We start from the raw sequence: 19,241 nt of genomic DNA on the forward strand, positions 1-19,241 counted from the left end.
AGCAGTCAGTGGGCCTCGCCCGTCCAGGACGGATCGTTGAGCACATCGTCACGGCTGGCGTCGAGTTCCTCACCGGTCCAACGAATGGATCCGGGCGTACGCCCGAACCGGGGGACCACTGCCGGCATCCGCATCGGGCCGAACAACGGATCCTCGACGGTTTCGATGCTGCCCCTGGCCCGGTAGTGAGGATCGCTGAAGATGTCGGCCGCGTCGTATTCGATGCAATAGGCCACGTCTCCGTCATCGCAGATCTTGGTCAACTCGGCCGTGCTGTGCGAGTTCACCCAGCCGGCGAGGATCTCGTCGAGTTCGATCCGGTTGGCTACGCGCAACGCGTTCGTTGCGAACCGCTCGTCGGCTGCAAGGTCAGCGCCGCCCACGGTCTGGAGAAGTCGCTCGGCAACCGGCTGGGTGCTGGCTGTCAACGAAAACCATTTTCCATCAGCTGTTTTCCACGTACCGACCGGCGCCACATAGGTGTTCGAGGTGCCCTCACGACCTATCACCCGGCCCTCTTGGTCGAACGTTGCGGTCATCAGTTCCATCAGCCGGAAGCACGCTTCGTAGAGCGCCAGGTCGATTTCCTGTCCTTCGCCGGATTTCTGGCGCTCGAAACATGCCGCGAGTACAGCCGCAGCGCCGGTGAGTGCGCCGAAGTAGTCACCTACCGGAATGCCGGGGTGGATGGGCGGACGGTCCGCAAATCCGTTAACGGAGGAGAATCCGCTGAACGACTGCGCGATGCGACCGAAAGCCCGATTCGACTTGTTGGGTCCAGATTGTCCGAAGCCGCTGACACGCAGCATGATCAGCGCCGGGTTGACAGATCGCAGCACCGGGTAGTCCAAACCCCACCGCTCCATTGTTCCGGGTGTGAAGTTCTCGATGAAGATATCGGCCGATTTCACCAGCTTCATGAGAACGGCACGATCGGACTCTTCGTGCAGATCCAGTGCGATCGAACGCTTACCCCGGCCGTTGATCTTCCACCACAGCGGCGCGCCGGAGTGTGACCCGAGCTTGCGGATCGGGTCACCTATGCGCGGTTGTTCGATTTTGATGACGTCGGCACCCCAGTCGGCGAGATACGTACCGATCATCGGGCCGGCCACCAGCTGGCCCACATCAAGCACCTTGAGTCCCAACAATGGACCACGTGCTTCGGGTCGGACGTTCTGCGTCGTCATGATGTCTCTTTCGCTGTGAGTATGCTTCGGGTCGGCCACATTCGAGAGCGGGCTTCGCCCCAAACAGCAGGCTAACTGTGCTCGCTGGCGACGAAAATAGTTGCGATGCCACCATGGTTGGGTAGGCATGTGACGGCATCACCTGCAGCGTATGGGGGTTGGTAATAGTGCATGGTGTACCAGCTCCAGGGGCCACTGTGTCCGATAGATTCACCACGTGGACAACCCGCTGCGGGACGCCGCGACGATCGTCGGTGTCGGGTGCACCGATTACTCCAAACGATCGGGCGTATCAACGCTGACACTTGCGGTCCAAGCCATCAGCGCGGCGCTGGCCGATGCCGGACTGACGGTGCGCGACGTAGACGGAGTCGCTTGTCACCGAATTGCCGACTCTGCCGATCCGGCGCTGGTCGCCCAGGTGCTGGGCGTTGCCGACGTGAAGTTCATCCGAGATGTGTTCGGCGGGGGAAGTTCCTGCATCGCTCCGCTGGCGGCGGCGGTCACGGCGGTGGCAACCGGGCAGGCGCGCTGTGTTGTCGTGTGGCGAGCCTTGAACGCACGTTCGGGTCCGCGCATGTCAGGGGCAGCAGCCATGAAGGGGCTTTCCTCGGACGCGCAATACTTCCTTCCTTACCGGCATATCTCCGCGCCTGCCCAGTTCGCGATGTTCACCCGCGCCTATATGCACAAGTACGGAATCGGCGAGGAAGACCTCGGCAGGGTGGCGATCATTCAGCGCGACAATGCGATCCACAATCCCAGAGCGATGATGCGACAGCCGATGACGATGGACGACTATCTGGCTTCCCGGTGGATCTACGAGCCACTGCGATTGTTCGACTGCTGTATCGAATCCGATGCCGCCGTCGCTTTGGTCGTCACTTCTGCCGTGGACGGTCGCAACACCCGTCGCACGCCGGTGCGGGTCTGTGCCACCGCTTCGGGCGGCGGTAGTCAGTTGGCCTCCAATCATCGCTCAGACCTGACCGTCACGGGCGCGGCGCAGATGGCTCCGCGACTCTACGAGGCAGCCGGAGTCGGCCCCGCCGATATCGATGTGGCCGAGTTCTACGATGCTTTTACTTCGCTGGTACCGCTACAGCTGGAGGCATACGGATTCTGTGAGCCGGGCGGGGCGGCGGCGATGATCGCGGCCGGTGAAACGCGTATCGGAGGCCGACTGCCGGTCAACACTCATGGCGGTCATTTGTCGGAGGCGTACGTGCACGGCCTCAACCACGTGGTCGAGGCGGTGCGACAGCTCCGGCACGAGTGTGGCGAACGCCAAGTCGAGGGCGCCGAAGTGGCCTTGTCGACCGCCCAACCGGGGATCAACAGCGGTATCACCGGCGCTGTCATTCTCAAGCGTGAGGATCAGACATCATGACAAATCATCCTCTGGCCGACGAGGACTCCCAAGCATGGTGGGACGCGATGGAACGCGAGGAGCTGCTGATACAGGACTGTGCGGACTGCGGGCGACTGCGCTGGCCGGCGCGAGCCATATGTGGCCGATGTGGTTCGTTGCAGTGGAATTGGGTTCCGGCAAGTGGGCGCGGCACCATCGCTTCGTGGACGGTCGGTCATCGGACAACTGGAGCCGACCCGGGGACATCGGTCGTGGTTCTCGTGCGGCTGGAAGAACAGGACGACCTGTTAATGCCTGGATACATCGACGGGCCGACCGATGGTCACGATCTGCGCATCGGTCAGTCGGTCGATGTGGGATTCGACGACGTCGAGATCGACACCCAGGGGTGGCGGGTGGCAGTCCTACGATGGCGTCGGCAGTGAGTTGCCGTTATCAGCCGGCCAGCAGGCTCGCCATGCGATCCCGCGACTCGTCGTCGGCGAGCATGTGGACCATCAACAGCATGTTGGGATGCTCTAGCGGTCGCAACTGCATGAGTCGGGCACGGACCTGGCCGACCAGGGGATGGTCGATGGTCTCCACATGATCGGCTACGCCTTGGACTTCGTGACGATCCCAGATGTCTTGAAAGAAACTGCTTTCGGCGGCGAGCGTGTCGACGACTCTGGCGAAATGGGGATCGCCGGGGTATTTCGCCGCCTCGGCGCGGAAGCGGCCGACGGCACGCCGGGTCTCCAGTTCCCAGTCGACGAGGCAGTCCCGCAGCTCCGGGCACATCACCTGGATCCACAACCCATTGCGGTTCTCCGGAGACAATGTGGCGGGGTCGACAAACAGCTGCGCATAGGAGCGGTTCCACGTCACCAGGTCGGAGGCGGGCAGCATGAGGTGCGCGGCATTTGGCAACAGATTGTCGACGAGCGCCACCATGCTTGCACCGATGCGCCGCTGATCGGTGTAGGTGTTGCGTGGCGTCACTCCGGCCAGACGCCGTAGATAACTGTGCCCACTGTCGTCGAGTTGCAAAGCGCGGGCGAGGGCTTCGATCACCTGCGGCGTGGTGTGGATGTCGCGCCCCTGCTCCAGCCAGGTGTACCAGGTGACGCTTACCGCGGCGGTGTCGGCCACCTCGTGACGACGCAAACCTTTGACTCGCCGGCGGCCCCGACGCGGGATCCCGATGTCCTCGGGCTGCAACGACTCTCGACGTACACGCAGGAACGCTGCAAGCGCGTTGCGGCGGGCCTGATCTTCGGCGGTCCGCTTGCGGCCACTTACTGCGGAGGATTCGAATGATCCGGGATCGGTACACAAGGCCGGTGCGTGTCCGGGCAGGGTCAGGGTGTAGTCGTCCATGGAGCAAACTCCTCGTCGCAGCGCTGGATCCGCCTTGGGGGAAATGGGCGGTGATACGGTTCGCGAACTGGTGGCCGTGTCGGAGCGGTGTCGTCGGCTTCCAAGATCGGCCGTCGGCAGGGGATGAGCAGGGGGCTTCGAACGTTCTGTCGCGTCCATCCGCTTGGGGGCTCGAACTGGAACACCATTGTTCACATCAGGAAGACTACACTACACCGACTAGTTTAGTTTGATATTCGTCACACTTTGGAGATGATGCAGGTTATGTCCACCCCGACTCCCGCACCGAGCCGACGCGGGCGCTCAGAGAAGAAGCGTCTCGCGATTCTGAACGCCGCCCAGGAGCTGTTTCTGGCCGCGGGATTCGGCATGACCAGCGTTGATGCGATTGCGGCGCGCGCCGACGTATCCAAGCGGACTGTGTACGACCACTTCGGCGATAAGGAGAACATCCACACCACGGTGGTGGAGCGGCTGGCGGAAGGGGTGCTGGTGACCGTCGCAGCCGCCCTCGCCGACGAGCTGCCGCCGGGTTGTGAACCGCGCACTGGTCTGTTGGCGTTCGTGCGTCGGGTCGCTGCCGAGGCGCTGCCGTCCACCGACTACATCAAGTACCGCCACCTGATGAATTCGGCTACCGGCAGCGCCCAGACTCCGAAGTCAACGCGGAGTAAACCGATGGAACTGTTCATCGAGCGGATGGTGCAGTTTGTCGAAGAGGGCACGGTCCGCACAGCAAACCCGTCCCGGGCCGCGGAACACTTCATTGCGCTGACGATCTTGCTGGCGCAGGACACCATCGATGACTCGACCGTGTCGGCCGATGATGTCCTGGATTCGATTCTCGTCGACGGTGTCGACGCCTTCATCAGGGCCTATACCTGACCTTCGGCGATCACCATCGACGATCAGTCGTCGATGGTGATGGCCCGCTTCGGGCACGCATTGACGGCTTCGTATACCTCCGTGCGCTTTGCCTCCGATGGATTCTCATCGATGACGTAGAGAAGCTCGTCTTCGCGCACCTCGAAGACATCCGGTGCGGCGAAGCAGCACAGCGCGTTTGATTCACACAGGTCATAGTTCACCGAGATCTTCATATGTGTCATCGTGCCGAATGCGCGCTCGCTCAGCGAGACCTGCGCCGATGAGGGTATCGCTACCACCACACAGCCGCAGGACGTGCCGAACCGGCGACCCTCACAACAGTTCGACCACGGTGGCATTGGCGGTGCCGCCGCCCTCACACATGGTCTGAAGTCCGTATCGAATGCCTTTGTCCCGCATGTGGTGAAGCATTCTGGTCATCAGAATTGTGCCGGAAGCCCCGAGTGGATGGCCCACCGCAATCGCACCACCGAGGGGGTTCAGCACGTCATCGGGTACGTCGAAATGGTCTTGCCAGGCCAGCGGCACGCAGGCGAATGCCTCGTTCACTTCGAAGACACCAATGTCAGGGATCGTCAATCCCGTCTTGCGTAAGAGCTTTTCGGTAGCGGGGATCGGTCCGGTGAGCATCTGCACGGGATCCGAACCTGCCACGACACCGGCATGGTAGCGCGCAATGGGGGTGAGCCCGAGCTCTCGGGCTTTCTCCTCGGTACATATGAGAGTCGCCGATGCGCCGTCGGAGATCTGGGAAGCATTACCTGCGTGGATGACTCCGTCATCTTGGAACGACGGTTTCAGTGCGGCCAAGGTATCTGCGGTGGTGTTCCGGCGCAATCCCTCGTCGGACAGGAATTCTGGCTTCTCGGGCAGAGGCGCCAACTGTCGGTCCAGGGCTCCCGAGTCGATTGCCCTCGCGGCCAAAGCGTGAGATCGCGCGGAGAACTCGTCGAGGCGGCGCCGGCTGAGTGCCCACCGCTGCGCGATCAACTCGGCGCCCACACCCTGGTTGAAGTCGTGACCGGGGAAGTCACCCGCTTCCAGTTCCGACCGATAGCGATCCCTGACCAGTGGTCCGAACGGCCGGCCGAGCTCCCGGCCGGAACCGAGCGGAACCCGGCTCATCGACTCCACGCCGCCGGCGACCACGACGTCGTAATGCCCTGAACGCACAAGTCCGGCAGCGAAATCGAAAGTCGACTGACTGGATCCACAAGCCCGGTTGACCGTTACCGCCGCGACGCTCTCCGGCCACCCTGCCGCCAGCACCGCATAGCGGCCGATCTGAGCTGCCTGGTCACCGACCTGGTTGACACAACCCCAGATCACATCGTCGATCACGGCCGGGTCGATGCCGGTGCGGTGCTGTAGCGCACGCAGCACATGTGCCGACAAGTCTGCCGGGTGAACATCGGCCAGCGATCCGTTTCGTCTGCCGATCGGTGTTCGTACTGCCTCGACGATAACGGCCTCGTGCATGTGCCCTCCAGGCTCGGATACGGCTCATCGCGCACAAAACGCCGCCGGCATCCGACGGCCGGCGATGCCGTAGTCAATGATGTTGTAGCGCTGAATATCTGAACGCGCGCCACGGGTTCGTCAAATGATGCTACGTGGGGAGCCATCGGACAGTGTGGTGCCGAGACTGCTAGGCCGCAGGCTGTCGAGACCTCAGCGTGGCAGTGCCACTGATGGCATGGTCGCAATCTGGTCCGCAACCGCGTCCGATGCAGATACTGGACGGGACTGACGGAGGTAGATATGCACGACAACGATCGCGGTTCCGGTGTCCTCCTGGTGGAGGGTAGCGGCAGTGTCCGGACGGTGACCCTGAACCGGCCGGACTGGATGAACGCGGTGAACCAGGATTTGCACTCGGCGCTGGCCGATGTCTGGGCCGAACTTCGTGATGACGACGAGGTGGGGGCGGTCGTCCTGACCGGCGCGGGTAAGGCTTTCTCGGCCGGCGGCGACATGGACTTCCTCGGTCGAATGTCAACGGATCCGGATTTCCGTTATCGGAACATGGCCGAGGCTCGGCGGATCGTCACCGAACTGCTCGCGTTCCCGAAACCGGTGATCGCAGCCGTGAACGGACCGGCAGTCGGTCTCGGCTGCAGTCTCGCCGTCATGTCGGACGTGGTGTTCATGAGTGAGCGGGCCTTCCTGGCGGACCCGCACGTGACGCTCGGCATCGTGGCGGCTGACGGCGGTGTGTTGGCATGGCCGTTGGTGATGAGCATGTTGCGGGCCAAGGAGTATCTGCTGACCGGTGACCGCATCGATGCGGCGACGGCCGAACGTCTCGGCATGGTCAATCACGTCGTTGCGCCCGACATGGTGTTGCCGAGCGCGCATGCGCTGGCCCGCCGTCTGGCGCAACAGCCGAAACAAGCATTACGAGACACCAAGCGCGCCCTCAACATGCACATGAGCGCGGCCATCGGCAACGTGATCGACTTCGCGTTCTCGGCGGAGAGCGAAACCTTCGCGCTGCCGACCTTCCGCGAACAACTGGACAACTACACGACCGACCGAAACATCGGTAAGTCAAAGGCCGCCGCCGCGTCATCGTGACGGCGGCTCACGATCGAAGGAGAAATAATGACGGACATTTCATTGGACTGGCTGGTCTCCGTCGACGACCATGTCCTGGAACCGCCGCACGTGTGGCAGGAGCGGCTTCCAGCCAAATTCAAGGAGGCCGGCCCACACATCGTCAGTGATGCCGACGGTGAAGCGTGGGTCTTCGAAGGCAAGCGAAAGCCCACAACCGGGTTGGCGGCGGCCGCAGGCAAGAAGCGTGAGGATTTCAGCCCGCTGCCCATCACCTATGCCGACATGCGGCCAGGATGTTACGAGCCGAACGCGCGGATTGAGGACATGAACCGCGCAGGTGTGCTCGCTTCGTTGTCGTTCCCGTCGTTTCCGCGCTTCTGCGGTCAGGAGTTCACCGAAGCAGAGGACCGTGAACTCGGCCTGCTGTGTGTACAGGCATACAACGACTGGATGATCGAGGAGTGGTGTGGTGCAGCTCCGGATCGGCTGATCCCGATGGTGATCCTGCCGCTGTGGGACCCCGCACTGGCCGCTCGGGAGATCGAACGCACGGCCGCCATGGGAGCCAAGGCGATCGCGTTCAGTGAGAACACTTATCAGTTGGGGTTGCCGTCCATTCACGACCGCAGCGGGTACTGGGAGCCGGTGATCGCGGCAGCCAACGACACCGAGATGCCGATCTGCATGCATCTCGGCTCGTCGTCACAGTTGCCCTCGACATCACCGGACATGCCGATGCTGGGTGTCATCGCGCTGTCCCCGGTGGCGAGTACAGCCGCGGCGTGCATCGATTGGTTGTTCAGCCCCTGGTTGCCGAAATACGAGAATCTGAAACTGTGCTTGTCCGAGGGTGGCATCGGCTGGATCCCCTACGTTGTCGAGCGTTGTGACCACGTCGTCGAGGTCCAGCGTGGCTGGGCGGGCAAGGATGGTTTCAGTGCCGATGACTACCTCAAGGGCTGGGGTGGTGACGAGAGCAATATCGGCGGGCTGGATCTGTCGGTGATGCCCTCGGAGTTGTTCCGTAAGCACGTTTTCGGGTGCTTCATCGAGGACCCCTTCGGAGTGGCATCGATCGAGAAGATCGGTGTCGACAACGTCATGATCGAGACCGACTACCCGCACACCGACTCGACGTGGCCCAACTGCATCGAGGTGGCCCATAAGGAGTTGGCCGGGTTGTCCGATGAGGTGAAGCGAAAGGTCATGCAGACCAACGCTTCGCGAGTGTTCAACTTCGCACTTCCTGAACCACCCGCGATTCGGCAGTGACGACAGGACGTCCCCGCAGGCTGGATGTGTGGCTTTCGCTACCCTTCCTGCCTGCGGAGGGCCTGGTCGCGCTAACCCGAGCCGCCGAACAGGCCGGGGTGACCGGAGTCGCCCTCTCCGAGCACCCAGCGGTGCCCGCCGAATTCTCGTCACCGTACCCCTACGGCGGCGGACGGCCCGCCAGTCTGCCGACCGACACCCTGTTGCCGGACCCAATCGTCGCGATTGCGCACTTGGCGGCGCAGATGCCGAGGATCCGGTTCATGACCGCGGTACTTCTCGCGCCACTGCGTCATCCGGTGATGCTCGCGAAGGAGACGGCGACTGCGGCGGCAATGTCGGCAGGTCGCTTCGAGCTCGGCGTCGGAGTGGGCTGGCTTCGCGAGGAGTACGAAGCCTTGGGAAACAGCTGGTTCACTTCTCGCGGCGCGGTGCTGGACGAGATGCTGGAAGTGATACCCAAATTGTGGACCGGGAAGCCGGTCGCCCACCAGGGACGCCACTTCCGATTTGAAGCTGTTGCCGTCAATCCCACTCCACCGCAGCCGATACCGATCCTGGTCGGCGGCACATCCCGGGTTGCAGCCAGACGCTGCGCCGCTGTCGCCGACGGTTGGGTAGGCGCGAATCATTCGATCGAAGACGTGACGACCATGCTGGCTCGTCTGGACGCCGCCCGGAAAGCGCTGAACACAGCACACCGACCGTTCGTGACACGAACGGGACTTCGCGGCGCCGTCACGCCGTCGTCGGTGCGGGCGTTGCGTGAACTCGGAGTCGACTCACTCTTGCTCGCGCCGTGGCAGATAGGGGAGCGGCGTTCATCGATCCACAACCTCGACGTCGATGCGATCGCCGAGGCACTGCCGAATTTGGTCGACATGATTACCAGTGAATAGGAGTTATCCGATTTGAAGCGAACGATCTTCGACGACGAGCACGAGATGTTCCGCGATGCGGCAAGAACCTTCGTCGGCAGGGAGCTCACCAAGGATTTCGAGGAGTGGGAGCGCCGCGGAATAGTCGACAAAACGGTCTTCGAAAAAGCCGGCGCGGCCGGGATGCTGGGCGTCGCCGTGCCAGAGCAGTTCGGGGGAGGTGGTATCCGGGATTTCCGGTTCAACGCCATCTTTCTCGAGGAGGTCTGTCGTGCCGGTGTGATGAATGCCGGCCTCGGGATCTCCAACCATGCCGATGTGGTGATTCCCTACTTCGTCAAGTACGGCACTGCCGAGCAACAGCAGCGTTGGCTGCCCGGACTGGCCTCCGGTGAACTCGTCGGTGCCATCGCGATGACCGAACCCAACACCGGTTCAGACCTCGCTGCGATCTCCAGCACAGCGGTCCGCGACGGGCAGTCCTACGTGCTCAACGGCAGCAAGGTGTTCATCTCCAACGGTATCAATGCCGACCTTGTCATCGTGGTGTGCCGAACCGGATCCGACGGGCCCGCACAGCGAAATCTGAGCCTGTTGGTCGTCGAAGCAGACCGTCCAGGGTTCAGCCGTGGACGAAACCTGGCGAAAGTCGGTCAACACGCGGCGGATACCGCAGAGCTGTTCTTCGACAATGTCGTCCTGCCGGTGGAGAACCTGCTCGGTGAACAGGACCGCGGGTTCTATCAGTTGATGAACATGCTTCCGCAGGAGAGGTTGTCGATCGCTGTGATGGCATTGGCTCATGCGCGAGCTGCGTTCGATGAGACATTGAACTATTGCAAGGAGCGACACGCATTCGGGCAGCCGATCGGTTCATTTCAGAACTCACGTTTCCAACTCGCGACGATGCGCACCGAGATCGACGTGGCACAGGCCTTCGTAGACGCCCAACTGACCGCACACCACGCCGACGAACTCACCGGTGAGGAAGCGGCCCAGGCGAAATGGTGGTGTACGGATCTCAATAATCGAGTACTGCAGGCCTGCGTCCAGTTGCACGGCGCATACGGCTATATGGAGGAATGTGCAGTGGGCCGAGCCTGGCGTGACGGCCGTGCGATGGCGATCTACGGCGGTACCAACGAGATCATGAAGGACATCATCGGTAGACGAATGCTGGGTGTCTGATGGAGCTGGGTAGCACCGGTCTGCGAGTCGAGCGCCGGCGTCGCACGGCGTGGTGCACGGTGGACAATCCGGACCGGCCCAAGACGATGTCGGATGAGATGTACACCGAACTCGGCAAACTCATCGACGCCGTCGAAGCGGATGCCGGACTCGATGCCCTTGTGGTGACCGGAGCCGGTGACGTTTTCATCGCCGGTGGTGATCCGGCCACTCATACCGAGGACTCGGATCAGGCCGAGGATGTCGAGCTGCCCTTCGCGAACCTGCACCGAACGGGACTGCCCGTGGTCGCCGCGATCAACGGACACTGCCAGGCCAGCGGCGTGTGGTTCGCCGTGCTTGCCGACGTCGCGATCGCCAGCGACCGAGCCAGGTTTCGCCTGCCGGAACTGCGACTGGGTGTCGCCGCCCCGTGGAGCTCGGCGATACTACCCGCGGTCGTGGGCCTGGCATGGGCGAAAGATCTCGCCTTGACCTCCCGGTCCATCTCGGCTGCCGAGGCGCTCGAGATCGGCCTGATCAGCAGAGTGGTAGCGCATGATGAGCTGGCGGACGCAGCTGAACGCGTCGTCGCTGAGCTTCTCGAGGCCGCTCCCGCAGCCCGAGCTGCCTGGAAAGCGGCCGTACACAAACATATTTCGACGATCGATGATCGCAGCGTGGGGGATTCGATCAGGACTCCGGAAGCCAACGAAGGCTTCGCTGCATACGCCGAACGCCGGCCACCGAACTGGTCGTCGCGGCATCCGAGAAGGGCTGGCACACAAAAAGATGACTGACGTCTGGTACGGGCCTCGTGATGAGCCGAGTGTCGTCGGGCTCCTGCGGCAGCGGGTCGAAGAGGTGGGGGACCAGCTGTTCCTGGACTTCAGTGGGCAGCAGTACACCTACCGCCAAATCTTCGACCGCGCGGCGGGGCTGGCCTCCGGGTTGGGTAAGGCCGGGTTGATGGCCGACCAGACGGTGGCGACGATGCTCGACAACAACGTCGAGGCGGCGGCCCTGTGGTTCGCCACGAACCTGCGAGGCGGGATCTGGGTTCCGGTCAATACCGCGCTCAAGGGCAGCTTCCTGGCTCATGTGGTAGCGGATTCCGGTGCCCGAATCGTGGTGTGTGAGCAGGACTTCCTCGACCGATTCCGGGCTGAGATCCATAATCTGCCGCAACTCGAACTCATCCTGGTGCGCGGGGGCTCGGAATCCGACACGATCGGCGCCGTCTCGGTACGACCGTTGGCCGATTACCAACTTGAACCAGACGAGTCGGCTCACGTCGCGAGAACCACTCGCGACACTGCGCTCATCATCTATACCGGCGGCACAACCGGGCCCTCGAAGGGCTGCGTCATCTCCAACGGTTACGTCCTCAGCTCGGCCCGCGGTTTCATCGAACAGTGCGGTCGCGTTGAAGGTGAGATGAACTGGAGCCCACTACCGATCTATCATTTCAACCTGGTCAGCGGAACGATTGTCGGAACCATGCTGCTGCGCAGTTCCGCGTCGATTGCCGCCAGGTTCTCGGTGTCCGGCTTCTGGCCGGAGATGCAACGTTGCAAGGCTCCGGTGGTCAATCTGCTCGGTTCGATGGGTTCGCTGATTGCCCGAATGGACGACACCCCCGAGATGGTGCAGTGCCATGGCCAGATTCGCGTCGTGCATGGCGCCCCGTTCCCGGCCGCCCTACAGGACATTTGGCGCTCCCGCTTCGGCGTGCAGGTCGTCGGCGGCAATTCGTACGGGCTCACCGAGGGCTTCCCGTTGACCACGTTGGCAGCAGGTACTCCCACCCCACCGGGGAGTTCAGGCAAGGCGAACGTGGAGAGCTTCGACGTCCGAATCTTCGACGACGCCGACCGCGAGGTCGAACCGGGTGCAGTCGGTGAGATCGTCTGCCGACCCAAGCGCCCCGGCGTCATGTTCGATGGATACTGGCACCGGCCGGACGCCTTCGCATCGGCGATGGGAAATCTCTGGTTCCACACGGGTGATCTCGGCCGCTTCGATGAGGAGGGTTTCTTCTACTTCGAGGACCGCAAGAAGGATTATCTGCGGCGCCGTGGTGAGAACATCTCCAGCCAGGAAGTCGAGCTGGTTGTTCTCGGTCACGAGTCGGTAGCCGAGGTGGCGGTGCACGCGGTGAAATCGGATGTCACCGAGGATGACCTCAAGATCACTGCGGTACTGAAGCCCGACACACATCTCTTAGAGGTGCAGCTGTTCGAATGGCTCAAGGATCGGATGCCGTACTTCGCCTTGCCGCGTTATATCGAGTTCCGGGCGGCGTTGCCGGTGAGTGCAGTGGGTCGTGTGCACAAGTACCAACTGCGCGAGGAAGGTGCCACCGCGGCAACCTGGGACCGGGAACACGCCGATGTCACCTGGGACCGCCGGTAAACCCCGACGCCCCGCCCGATTCCGGGCGGGGCGTGAGGGTTTATGGTCAGAGTCGGCGGTGTGATCGTTAATGCGCTACGGGCGTGCGGGAATCGGTCCTGACATCGATGAGCAGCGGGCCGGTCCGGCGGCTCAGTGCCTCGGCGATCAGCGGTAGTTGATCGGGTGTGTCGATGCGCAGCGCCGACATGCCCATTGCCTCGGCGGTGGCGGCGAAGTTGACATCGCCGAGCAGAGGTAGCTCGTGGCCCTTACCGATGCGGTCGGTGATGGCAAGTTCGGCGCCGTAGGCACCGTCATTGAACACCACCACGACCACATCCAACCCGTACCGCACCGCGGTGAGCAGCTCCTGCAGCCCCATACTCAGGCCACCGTCACCGACGGTCACCAGGGTCGGTCGATCGGGCCGGCCCACGGCGGCCCCGAGTGCCGTCGCCAGCCCGAGTCCGATGGAGCCGAAAGCCACCGTCTCGATGAACGCGGAAGGTTCGGGGACCCGAAGCCATGCCCATCCAGGCACCACGAACAGGCCGGAATCACAGACATACGTCCGTTCGCGTGGGAACTCCCGTTCCAGGATCAGGGTGAGTTCCCGATTGTCCACCAGATCACGTTGCTGCAGAGTGAATTCCGAGCGCGGGTCGAATTGAGCAAGACGGTCGGCCAGCGCCGGCGTGCACAGCGTCCCGGATCGGGGCAGATTGACTTCGTCAAACCAGTCCACCAGGGTGCTGGCGGTAAGCGCAGCATCGGCGTGCACGGCGGCCGACACCTGAATATGGCGACCGAGCTGTGCGGACTCTACGTCGATGTGGACCACACGCTTGTTCTCGAGCAGTGAGCCTTCGGCGGTGGTGTCTGGATTCAGGCTCGCGCCGAAGGCGATCACACAATCTGCCGCCAGAATCGTCTCGGTGGCTGTCGAGTGCGACAGTGTTCCGCAGATCCCCAGATCGTAAGGCTCACCACGGAAGAAATCCTTGGCGCACAGCGTGGTGGCGACGGGGGCACCTATCCGCGCTGCCAGTACCGAGAGCGGGGTCCGTGCGTCGGAAAGAACTGCACCCCGTCCGGCGAGGATGACGGGTCTGCGGGCGGCTGCAATCGCTCCGGCAGCCAGATCCAAGGCTGCGGGATCGGGTCCGATGGCCTGCGGCGCCGCTATACGCGACTTCGCCGGTGAGTATGTGGTGCGGCAGCGTTGAATGTTGACAGCCACATTGAGCACTATGGGCCGGCGCTCGGATCGGGCACGGCCGATAGCGCATGACACGTCATCGGCGATCGAATCCGGCGAGTGCACCTGGTGGAAGCCGGCACCGGTTGGTGCGATGAGGGCTGCCTGGTCGATTCGCTGGCGGCCGTGCGGAAAGTGTGGGTCGGTGTCGCCGGCAAAGAGCACGATCGGCGTTCGGCGACGAGTCAGGTGCGTCAGTGCGGTTATCGTGTTGGTCAGACCCGGACCGTGCGTCACCGACGCCACTCCGACCTCGCCGGTGACGGCGGCGTAACCGCCTGCCATCAGTACTGCACCGTCTTCGCGGGCAGCCTTCACATAGCGCACACCGTGGGTGTCACGCAGCTCGGCCAGCACCTCGATGTTGCCTTCGCCGATGACTCCGAAGACGGTGCTGACGTTCTGATCGACGAATGCTTGGGCGAGGGCCGTGTGGCCGGATATCTCTTGCGACATTCTGGTCATCGAATCATATGTTCATGGGTGAGATCGACTCAGCGCGAAAGTCATTGGTTGCTACGGGGGTTGAGGTGATACCAGCATTACCAGCGACTTGTGCACCACCGGTGACTGGCGCAGCATCACGGTGAAGAACGGTACATCCCAAGGAGGAAGACGTGTCAACGGTTCTCGACGTCGATAGCCATGAAATGGCGCCGCTGGAGCTTTGGGGTGAGGTGTTCGGCGACGAGATCGCCCGCCGCATCAACGAAGTCGGATTCGATATCCTGACAAGGACTCGGGCCAATTCGCTGTCTGTGCCTGGACTGCAGGCGGATACCACGCCGATCAATCAGGAGACGGTTTGGCAGCTCAAAGGTGCTACTGCTCCGTCGGCGATCGATCTGCGTCGTCGCCCCGCGGTGCTCGACGAGATGCAGATATCGCGCCAACTGGTTTTTCCCACCTTCGGCCTCTTCGCCCTGATCCTGATCAACGATCCGAATGCGCATGCCTGGCTCGGGTTTGACGCGCAGAAGTTCGACGGACGCGATATCGGCCGGCGGGCGGTGGAGGCCCACAACGACTGGGCGGCCGAAATCACCCGATCGACGTCGAGTCGGGTACGACCGGTGGGCATCGTGATGACCGACGAGCCGGCCGAGTCGATCGTCGCTCAAGCTCAGCGTGCCATCGATCGTGGTATGCGGGCCCTGATGATCCCCGCCAATGTGCCACCCGCGGGTGCCTCACCGGCCCATCCGCAGCTTGACCCGTTCTGGCGTCTCGCCGCCGAGGCGGATATCCCGGTCACCATCCACCTGGGCACCGACAGTGGGTTCATCAGTTCTACGGCCTGGTCGCAGGGTGTCGAGATCTTTCATCCCTCCGACAAGTCCAGTATCGAGCTTCCGATCGAGCCGTACCGTGCGACCAACATCCACTATTGCGCGGAGAACATGGTGTCCACGATGGTGCTGGGTGGCGTCTTCGAACGGCACCCGGGGCTGCGGTTCGGTGCCATCGAGCTGGCCGCGGGCTGGGCCGGACCACTGGCCGACCGACTGGATGTCTGGGCCTCCACGATGTTCCGCTCTCGGCTGAAGGACACCTTATCCCTGCGGCCGTCGGAGTATCTGGCCCGAAACGTGCGTGTCACCCCGTTCTACTTCGAGCCGCTGGCGCGTTATTACGAACAGCATTCCAATGTGTGGCCGATGTACTGCTACGCGACCGACTTCCCGCATGTCGAGGGCGGCAAGGACTCTCGAAAGGTGTTGGAAGACGCACTGTCGTCGGCTCCACCCATTGCCAGTGAGCAGTTCTTCAACACCAACGGCGAGTTGCTCCTGCCGGCATAGGCCGCAGCGCTTTTCACCGTACATACGAAAACCAAGGTAGCTATGACACAGATGCAAACCGGTGACGGCCTAGAATCCGCCAATGCCGAAGGGTCGGCGATCACGTTCGACCACCTCGATCCCGAACTCAACTATGACAAGCTGCAGCAGGTATACCGCGGTCTGGCCGCCGGGTGTCCGGTTCCCAAGACCGACGCCCATGGCGGTTATGCGTTGGTGACCCGCTACGGCGATGTCATTGAGGTCGAGAAGGACTCCAGTACCTTCGCATCGAGCAGCGGTGTGTTGCACCCCCCGCATGAGGGCCGGCCGCCCAGCATCCCGATCGAGTTCGACGGTGCTGAGCACGTCGCGTACCGAAAGCTCTTCATGGAGGTCCTCAGCGCACCGCGGGTACGAAAACTGCTGCCCTACTTGGATGATCTGGCCGAGCGTGTGCTCGACGGCTTTGCCGTCGGAGATGACACCGACTTCGTGCAGAATGTCGCCGTTCAGATTCCGATTCGCGCGGTCGGTCACCTACTGGGCCTGGGCGAAGCCGCCAATGATCTGATCCAGAACTTCGCCACCAAGGTGTTGGAACATGCCGGGACGCCCACGATGGTGGAGGCACTCCAGGAACTTGACGTCGTGGCGGCCAGGTACTTCGACGACCGCCGCGCCAATCCTGTTGATGATTACCTGAGCATGTTGGTGCACATGGACTTCGGCGGTCGCAAACTCACCGACGACGAACTGAAGAACATCTTCCGGACCTTCGTCTTCGCAGGATTCGAGACCACTGCACACGCGATCGGCAGCTTGGTGCATCACGTGGTCAGCGACCCCCAGTTGCAGGCCGACATGAGGTCGGGGGCTGTCCCGCTGGAGGGACTGGTGGAGGAGGGGCTGCGCATGCTTCCGCCGGTGCAGACGATGTTCCGCACGGTGACCGAGTCGACGACCCTCAACGGTGCCGACTTGTCCGCTGGCGAACGCCTGGTTCTGCTCTATGCAGTCGCCAATCGTGATCCCGCCCAGTTCGAAGATCCTCAACAGTTCTGCCCGACTCGGATCAATCCGCGCCAGCACGTCGCATTCGGCATCGGTCCGCATTACTGCGCGGGAGCCACTTTGGCGCGCGCAGAGATTCATGTCCTACTGAAGGCTTTGATAAAGCGGCCGGCACTCGAACTGGTCGGCACCCCACGTCACAGCCCACACCTGATGATGGGCCAGATGATGGGAATCGACTACCTGCCGGTGCGATTTCAAGAGCAGGAGCGATGACCGTGCGCTGTGCCGTGCTACACGAGTTGGGCGCAGACCTGTCAGTCGAGACGGTCACCCCGTTGGCGCGGGGTCCGCGCGACGTCGTCGTCGAGATCCGCGCCAGCGGTATCTGTCATACCGACCTATCGATGCGCAACGGCCTTTTTCCAGCGATGTTCTCCGGACCGATGATCGGTGGCCACGAGGGTGCAGGTGTGGTCGTCGACGTCGGTCCACAGGTTTCGCGGGTCGCTGTTGGAGACCGTGTCATCACGTCGTTCCGGCCGGCATGTGGCACCTGCACCTACTGCACGGCCGGTCGCACCCATCTGTGTGATTCGCTGGCGTCGCTGCTACGGCGTCCACGTGCCGCTCGGGAGGACGGAACGCGGGCCAACGCAATGAGCGGTATCGGTACATTCAGTGAATCGCTCACCTGTGACGAAGCGTCGGTGGTACGGGTGGAGACCGATCTTCCCGACGCCCACCTGGCGCTTCTCGGGTGTGGAATGACGACCGGCGTGGGTGCGGCGCTGTTCACCGCGCGGGTCCAGCCGGGTTCGACAACGGTGGTCGTCGGCTGCGGTGGTGTGGGCCAGGCAGTCGTCCAGGGTTGTGCGGTTGCCGGAGCGTCACGCATCATCGCAGTGGATCCTGTCGCGTCGAAACGCGCTCTGGCGCTGCGGGCCGGTGCGACCGACGCCATCGATCCGGAGAATGGTTCCGCAGTCGATCAGGTACGGGAATTGACCCGCGGGTTGGGAGTCGACTTCGCGTTTGATGTCGTCGGAGGGCCGGTCACCGTGCCATCGAGCTACGCCATGCTCGACAAGGGCGGAATGCTGGTGCTGGTGGGCTACGGGCCCATCGACAGCGAATTGCGCTTGCCGGCATTCGATCTGCAGTCGCAGGAAAAGGTCGTCAAAGGCTGTGTTGCAGGATCCGCCCAGATCCGCAGGGACTACCAGAAGTTCATCGAACTCATCGAGCACGGACGGCTGAATACCGATGATCTGGTATCCCAGGAGGTCGCGCTGGGTGATATCAACGGAGCGATGCAGGCGATGCTGTCCGGTGAAGTGGTTCGCAGCGTGATCACCACCTTCTGATCGGCGTACCGAAGCGGGTAGTACGGGAACTATCATCGCCGAGCCTCTTGGCCCCCAATTGGACGGCCCGTAACGTCTGAAACAACCCTTGGAACGAAAGGTCGTCCATGCCCAAGTACTACAAGATCAGCGAAGCCGACTTCTTCGACGTGATAACCCCGCCGGAGCTGAAGTTCGCCAGTGCGGCAACACGTGAGGTGATGCCGGGCTGGGATCTCGGCTCCATCGTGATGGGGGAGGATCCGACCGACCCGGACACGGCTGTGGTCTCCATGTTGAAAATCGCTCCGGGGGACACACTTCCGCGACATGCGCACGATTGTTTCCGCGTCGAGGTCATCATCCAGGGGTCCATCACACTTCCGGACGGTGATGTTCTGCATTCGGGCGACATCATGACGTCGGGGCCGTCCGAATACTACGGACCGCACACCGCAGGTGACCAGGGTTGCCTGTCGGTCGAGATATTCTCCGCCTCCAGGGGCATGCTTCCCATCGGGGATGCCGACGACGAGGCTGCAAGTGATGTCGCGAGCCGCGTCCACGAGGTGACTTCACGCCTGCAGGGGAGGTCACAGGCATCGGCTGTGTGACATCGCCGAGGAACATCGCCGGATCGGCTTCGGCCGGCGATGCCAACCGAATAGTGCATCGAGTGGGACGACAACGGGATAACTGATACGCCTCACCCCACCAGCGCCGGACGTCAGCCAGATCGCGTCCGGCGTTTGGCGTCTTT

Annotated in this window: 18 protein-coding genes; 13 read left to right on the top strand and 5 right to left on the bottom strand. The window is 62.6% G+C overall.

Annotated elements, in window-relative coordinates; genetic code table 11:
* Positions 1-5 precede the first annotated feature (5 nt).
* Entirely contained in the window at positions 6-1,229 is a 1,224-nt protein-coding gene (locus tag ABIA65_RS25120) for a CaiB/BaiF CoA transferase family protein (RefSeq protein ID WP_354525253.1), read from the bottom strand.
* Positions 1,230-1,611: 382 nt separating this feature from the next.
* Here ABIA65_RS25120 and ABIA65_RS25125 point away from each other — a divergent pair, with 382 nt between their 5' ends.
* Both ABIA65_RS25125 and ABIA65_RS25130 read left to right on the top strand, forming a co-directional pair.
* Positions 1,612-2,580 (top strand): thiolase C-terminal domain-containing protein, encoded by a 969-nt coding sequence (locus tag ABIA65_RS25125; RefSeq protein WP_241400637.1) that lies wholly within the window; start codon positions 1,612-1,614, stop codon positions 2,578-2,580.
* Positions 2,577-2,987: a Zn-ribbon domain-containing OB-fold protein gene (locus ABIA65_RS25130; protein ID WP_241400636.1), complete on the top strand. Its 411-nt coding sequence runs from the start codon at positions 2,577-2,579 to the stop codon at positions 2,985-2,987. The genes ABIA65_RS25125 and ABIA65_RS25130 overlap by 4 nt, the downstream gene beginning before the upstream one ends.
* A 10-nt stretch (positions 2,988-2,997) precedes the next feature.
* Here the strand turns inward: ABIA65_RS25130 and ABIA65_RS25135 are convergent, their stop codons facing one another.
* Complete coding sequence (locus ABIA65_RS25135; RefSeq protein ID WP_241400635.1) at positions 2,998-3,921, bottom strand: helix-turn-helix transcriptional regulator; 924 nt, start codon at positions 3,919-3,921, stop codon at positions 2,998-3,000.
* A 264-nt stretch (positions 3,922-4,185) separates the two neighbouring features.
* Here ABIA65_RS25135 and ABIA65_RS25140 point away from each other — a divergent pair, with 264 nt between their 5' ends.
* Positions 4,186-4,806, top strand: a complete 621-nt coding sequence (locus ABIA65_RS25140; RefSeq protein ID WP_241400634.1) for a TetR/AcrR family transcriptional regulator — start codon at positions 4,186-4,188, stop codon at positions 4,804-4,806.
* Between the two features lie 23 nt (positions 4,807-4,829).
* On the opposite strand, the gene ABIA65_RS25145 is transcribed toward ABIA65_RS25140, so the two are convergent.
* Positions 4,830-5,021 (bottom strand): ferredoxin, encoded by a 192-nt coding sequence (locus tag ABIA65_RS25145; RefSeq protein ID WP_241400633.1) that lies wholly within the window; start codon positions 5,019-5,021, stop codon positions 4,830-4,832.
* A gap of 100 nt (positions 5,022-5,121) precedes the next feature.
* A complete protein-coding gene (locus ABIA65_RS25150) occupies positions 5,122-6,288 on the bottom strand; it encodes a thiolase family protein (protein ID WP_241400632.1) in 1,167 nt (388 codons plus the stop codon).
* Between the two features lie 282 nt (positions 6,289-6,570).
* Here ABIA65_RS25150 and ABIA65_RS25155 point away from each other — a divergent pair, with 282 nt between their 5' ends.
* Genes ABIA65_RS25155 through ABIA65_RS25180 form a run of 6 tightly spaced genes read left to right on the top strand, consistent with a single transcriptional unit; the run spans position 6,571 to position 13,100 of the window.
* Positions 6,571-7,386 (top strand): enoyl-CoA hydratase/isomerase family protein, encoded by an 816-nt coding sequence (locus ABIA65_RS25155; protein ID WP_241400631.1) that lies wholly within the window; start codon positions 6,571-6,573, stop codon positions 7,384-7,386.
* A 27-nt stretch (positions 7,387-7,413) separates the two neighbouring features.
* On the top strand, positions 7,414-8,640 hold the full coding sequence (locus ABIA65_RS25160; protein ID WP_241400630.1) for an amidohydrolase family protein: 1,227 nt from the start codon (positions 7,414-7,416) through the stop codon (positions 8,638-8,640).
* Positions 8,637-9,539, top strand: coding sequence for a TIGR03619 family F420-dependent LLM class oxidoreductase (locus ABIA65_RS25165; RefSeq protein ID WP_241400629.1), 903 nt, complete (start codon positions 8,637-8,639; stop codon positions 9,537-9,539). Before ABIA65_RS25160 ends, ABIA65_RS25165 begins: the two co-directional genes overlap by 4 nt.
* Positions 9,540-9,551: 12 nt before the next feature.
* Complete coding sequence (locus ABIA65_RS25170) at positions 9,552-10,706, top strand: acyl-CoA dehydrogenase family protein (RefSeq protein WP_241400628.1); 1,155 nt, start codon at positions 9,552-9,554, stop codon at positions 10,704-10,706.
* Positions 10,706-11,485 carry an enoyl-CoA hydratase/isomerase family protein gene (locus tag ABIA65_RS25175; RefSeq protein ID WP_354525254.1) on the top strand — a complete coding sequence of 260 codons (780 nt, stop codon included), beginning with the start codon at positions 10,706-10,708 and terminating at the stop codon, positions 11,483-11,485. The genes ABIA65_RS25170 and ABIA65_RS25175 overlap by 1 nt, the downstream gene beginning before the upstream one ends.
* Entirely contained in the window at positions 11,478-13,100 is a 1,623-nt protein-coding gene (locus ABIA65_RS25180; protein ID WP_354525255.1) for an AMP-binding protein, read from the top strand. Before ABIA65_RS25175 ends, ABIA65_RS25180 begins: the two co-directional genes overlap by 8 nt.
* Before the next feature lie 67 nt (positions 13,101-13,167).
* Here the strand turns inward: ABIA65_RS25180 and ABIA65_RS25185 are convergent, their stop codons facing one another.
* Positions 13,168-14,805, bottom strand: coding sequence for a thiamine pyrophosphate-binding protein (locus ABIA65_RS25185; protein ID WP_354525256.1), 1,638 nt, complete (start codon positions 14,803-14,805; stop codon positions 13,168-13,170).
* A 152-nt stretch (positions 14,806-14,957) separates the two neighbouring features.
* On the opposite strand from ABIA65_RS25185, the gene ABIA65_RS25190 reads away from it, so the two are divergent.
* The 4 genes from ABIA65_RS25190 to ABIA65_RS25205 all read left to right on the top strand — a co-directional run bounded on the left by ABIA65_RS25190 (position 14,958) and on the right by ABIA65_RS25205 (position 19,095).
* A complete protein-coding gene (locus tag ABIA65_RS25190; RefSeq protein ID WP_241400624.1) occupies positions 14,958-16,142 on the top strand; it encodes an amidohydrolase family protein in 1,185 nt (394 codons plus the stop codon).
* A 42-nt stretch (positions 16,143-16,184) separates the two neighbouring features.
* Positions 16,185-17,411, top strand: coding sequence for a cytochrome P450 (locus ABIA65_RS25195; protein WP_241400623.1), 1,227 nt, complete (start codon positions 16,185-16,187; stop codon positions 17,409-17,411).
* The gene (locus ABIA65_RS25200) at positions 17,408-18,502 is read left to right on the top strand and encodes a zinc-binding dehydrogenase (RefSeq protein ID WP_241400622.1); all 1,095 of its coding nucleotides are present in this window, start codon (positions 17,408-17,410) and stop codon (positions 18,500-18,502) included. Before ABIA65_RS25195 ends, ABIA65_RS25200 begins: the two co-directional genes overlap by 4 nt.
* A 107-nt stretch (positions 18,503-18,609) precedes the next feature.
* Positions 18,610-19,095 carry a cupin domain-containing protein gene (locus ABIA65_RS25205; RefSeq protein WP_241400621.1) on the top strand — a complete coding sequence of 162 codons (486 nt, stop codon included), beginning with the start codon at positions 18,610-18,612 and terminating at the stop codon, positions 19,093-19,095.
* Positions 19,096-19,241 lie beyond the last annotated feature (146 nt).

The sequence above is a fragment of the Mycolicibacterium sp. 624 genome, from assembly GCF_040548615.1.
Taxonomy (GTDB): Bacteria; Actinomycetota; Actinomycetes; order Mycobacteriales; family Mycobacteriaceae; genus Mycobacterium.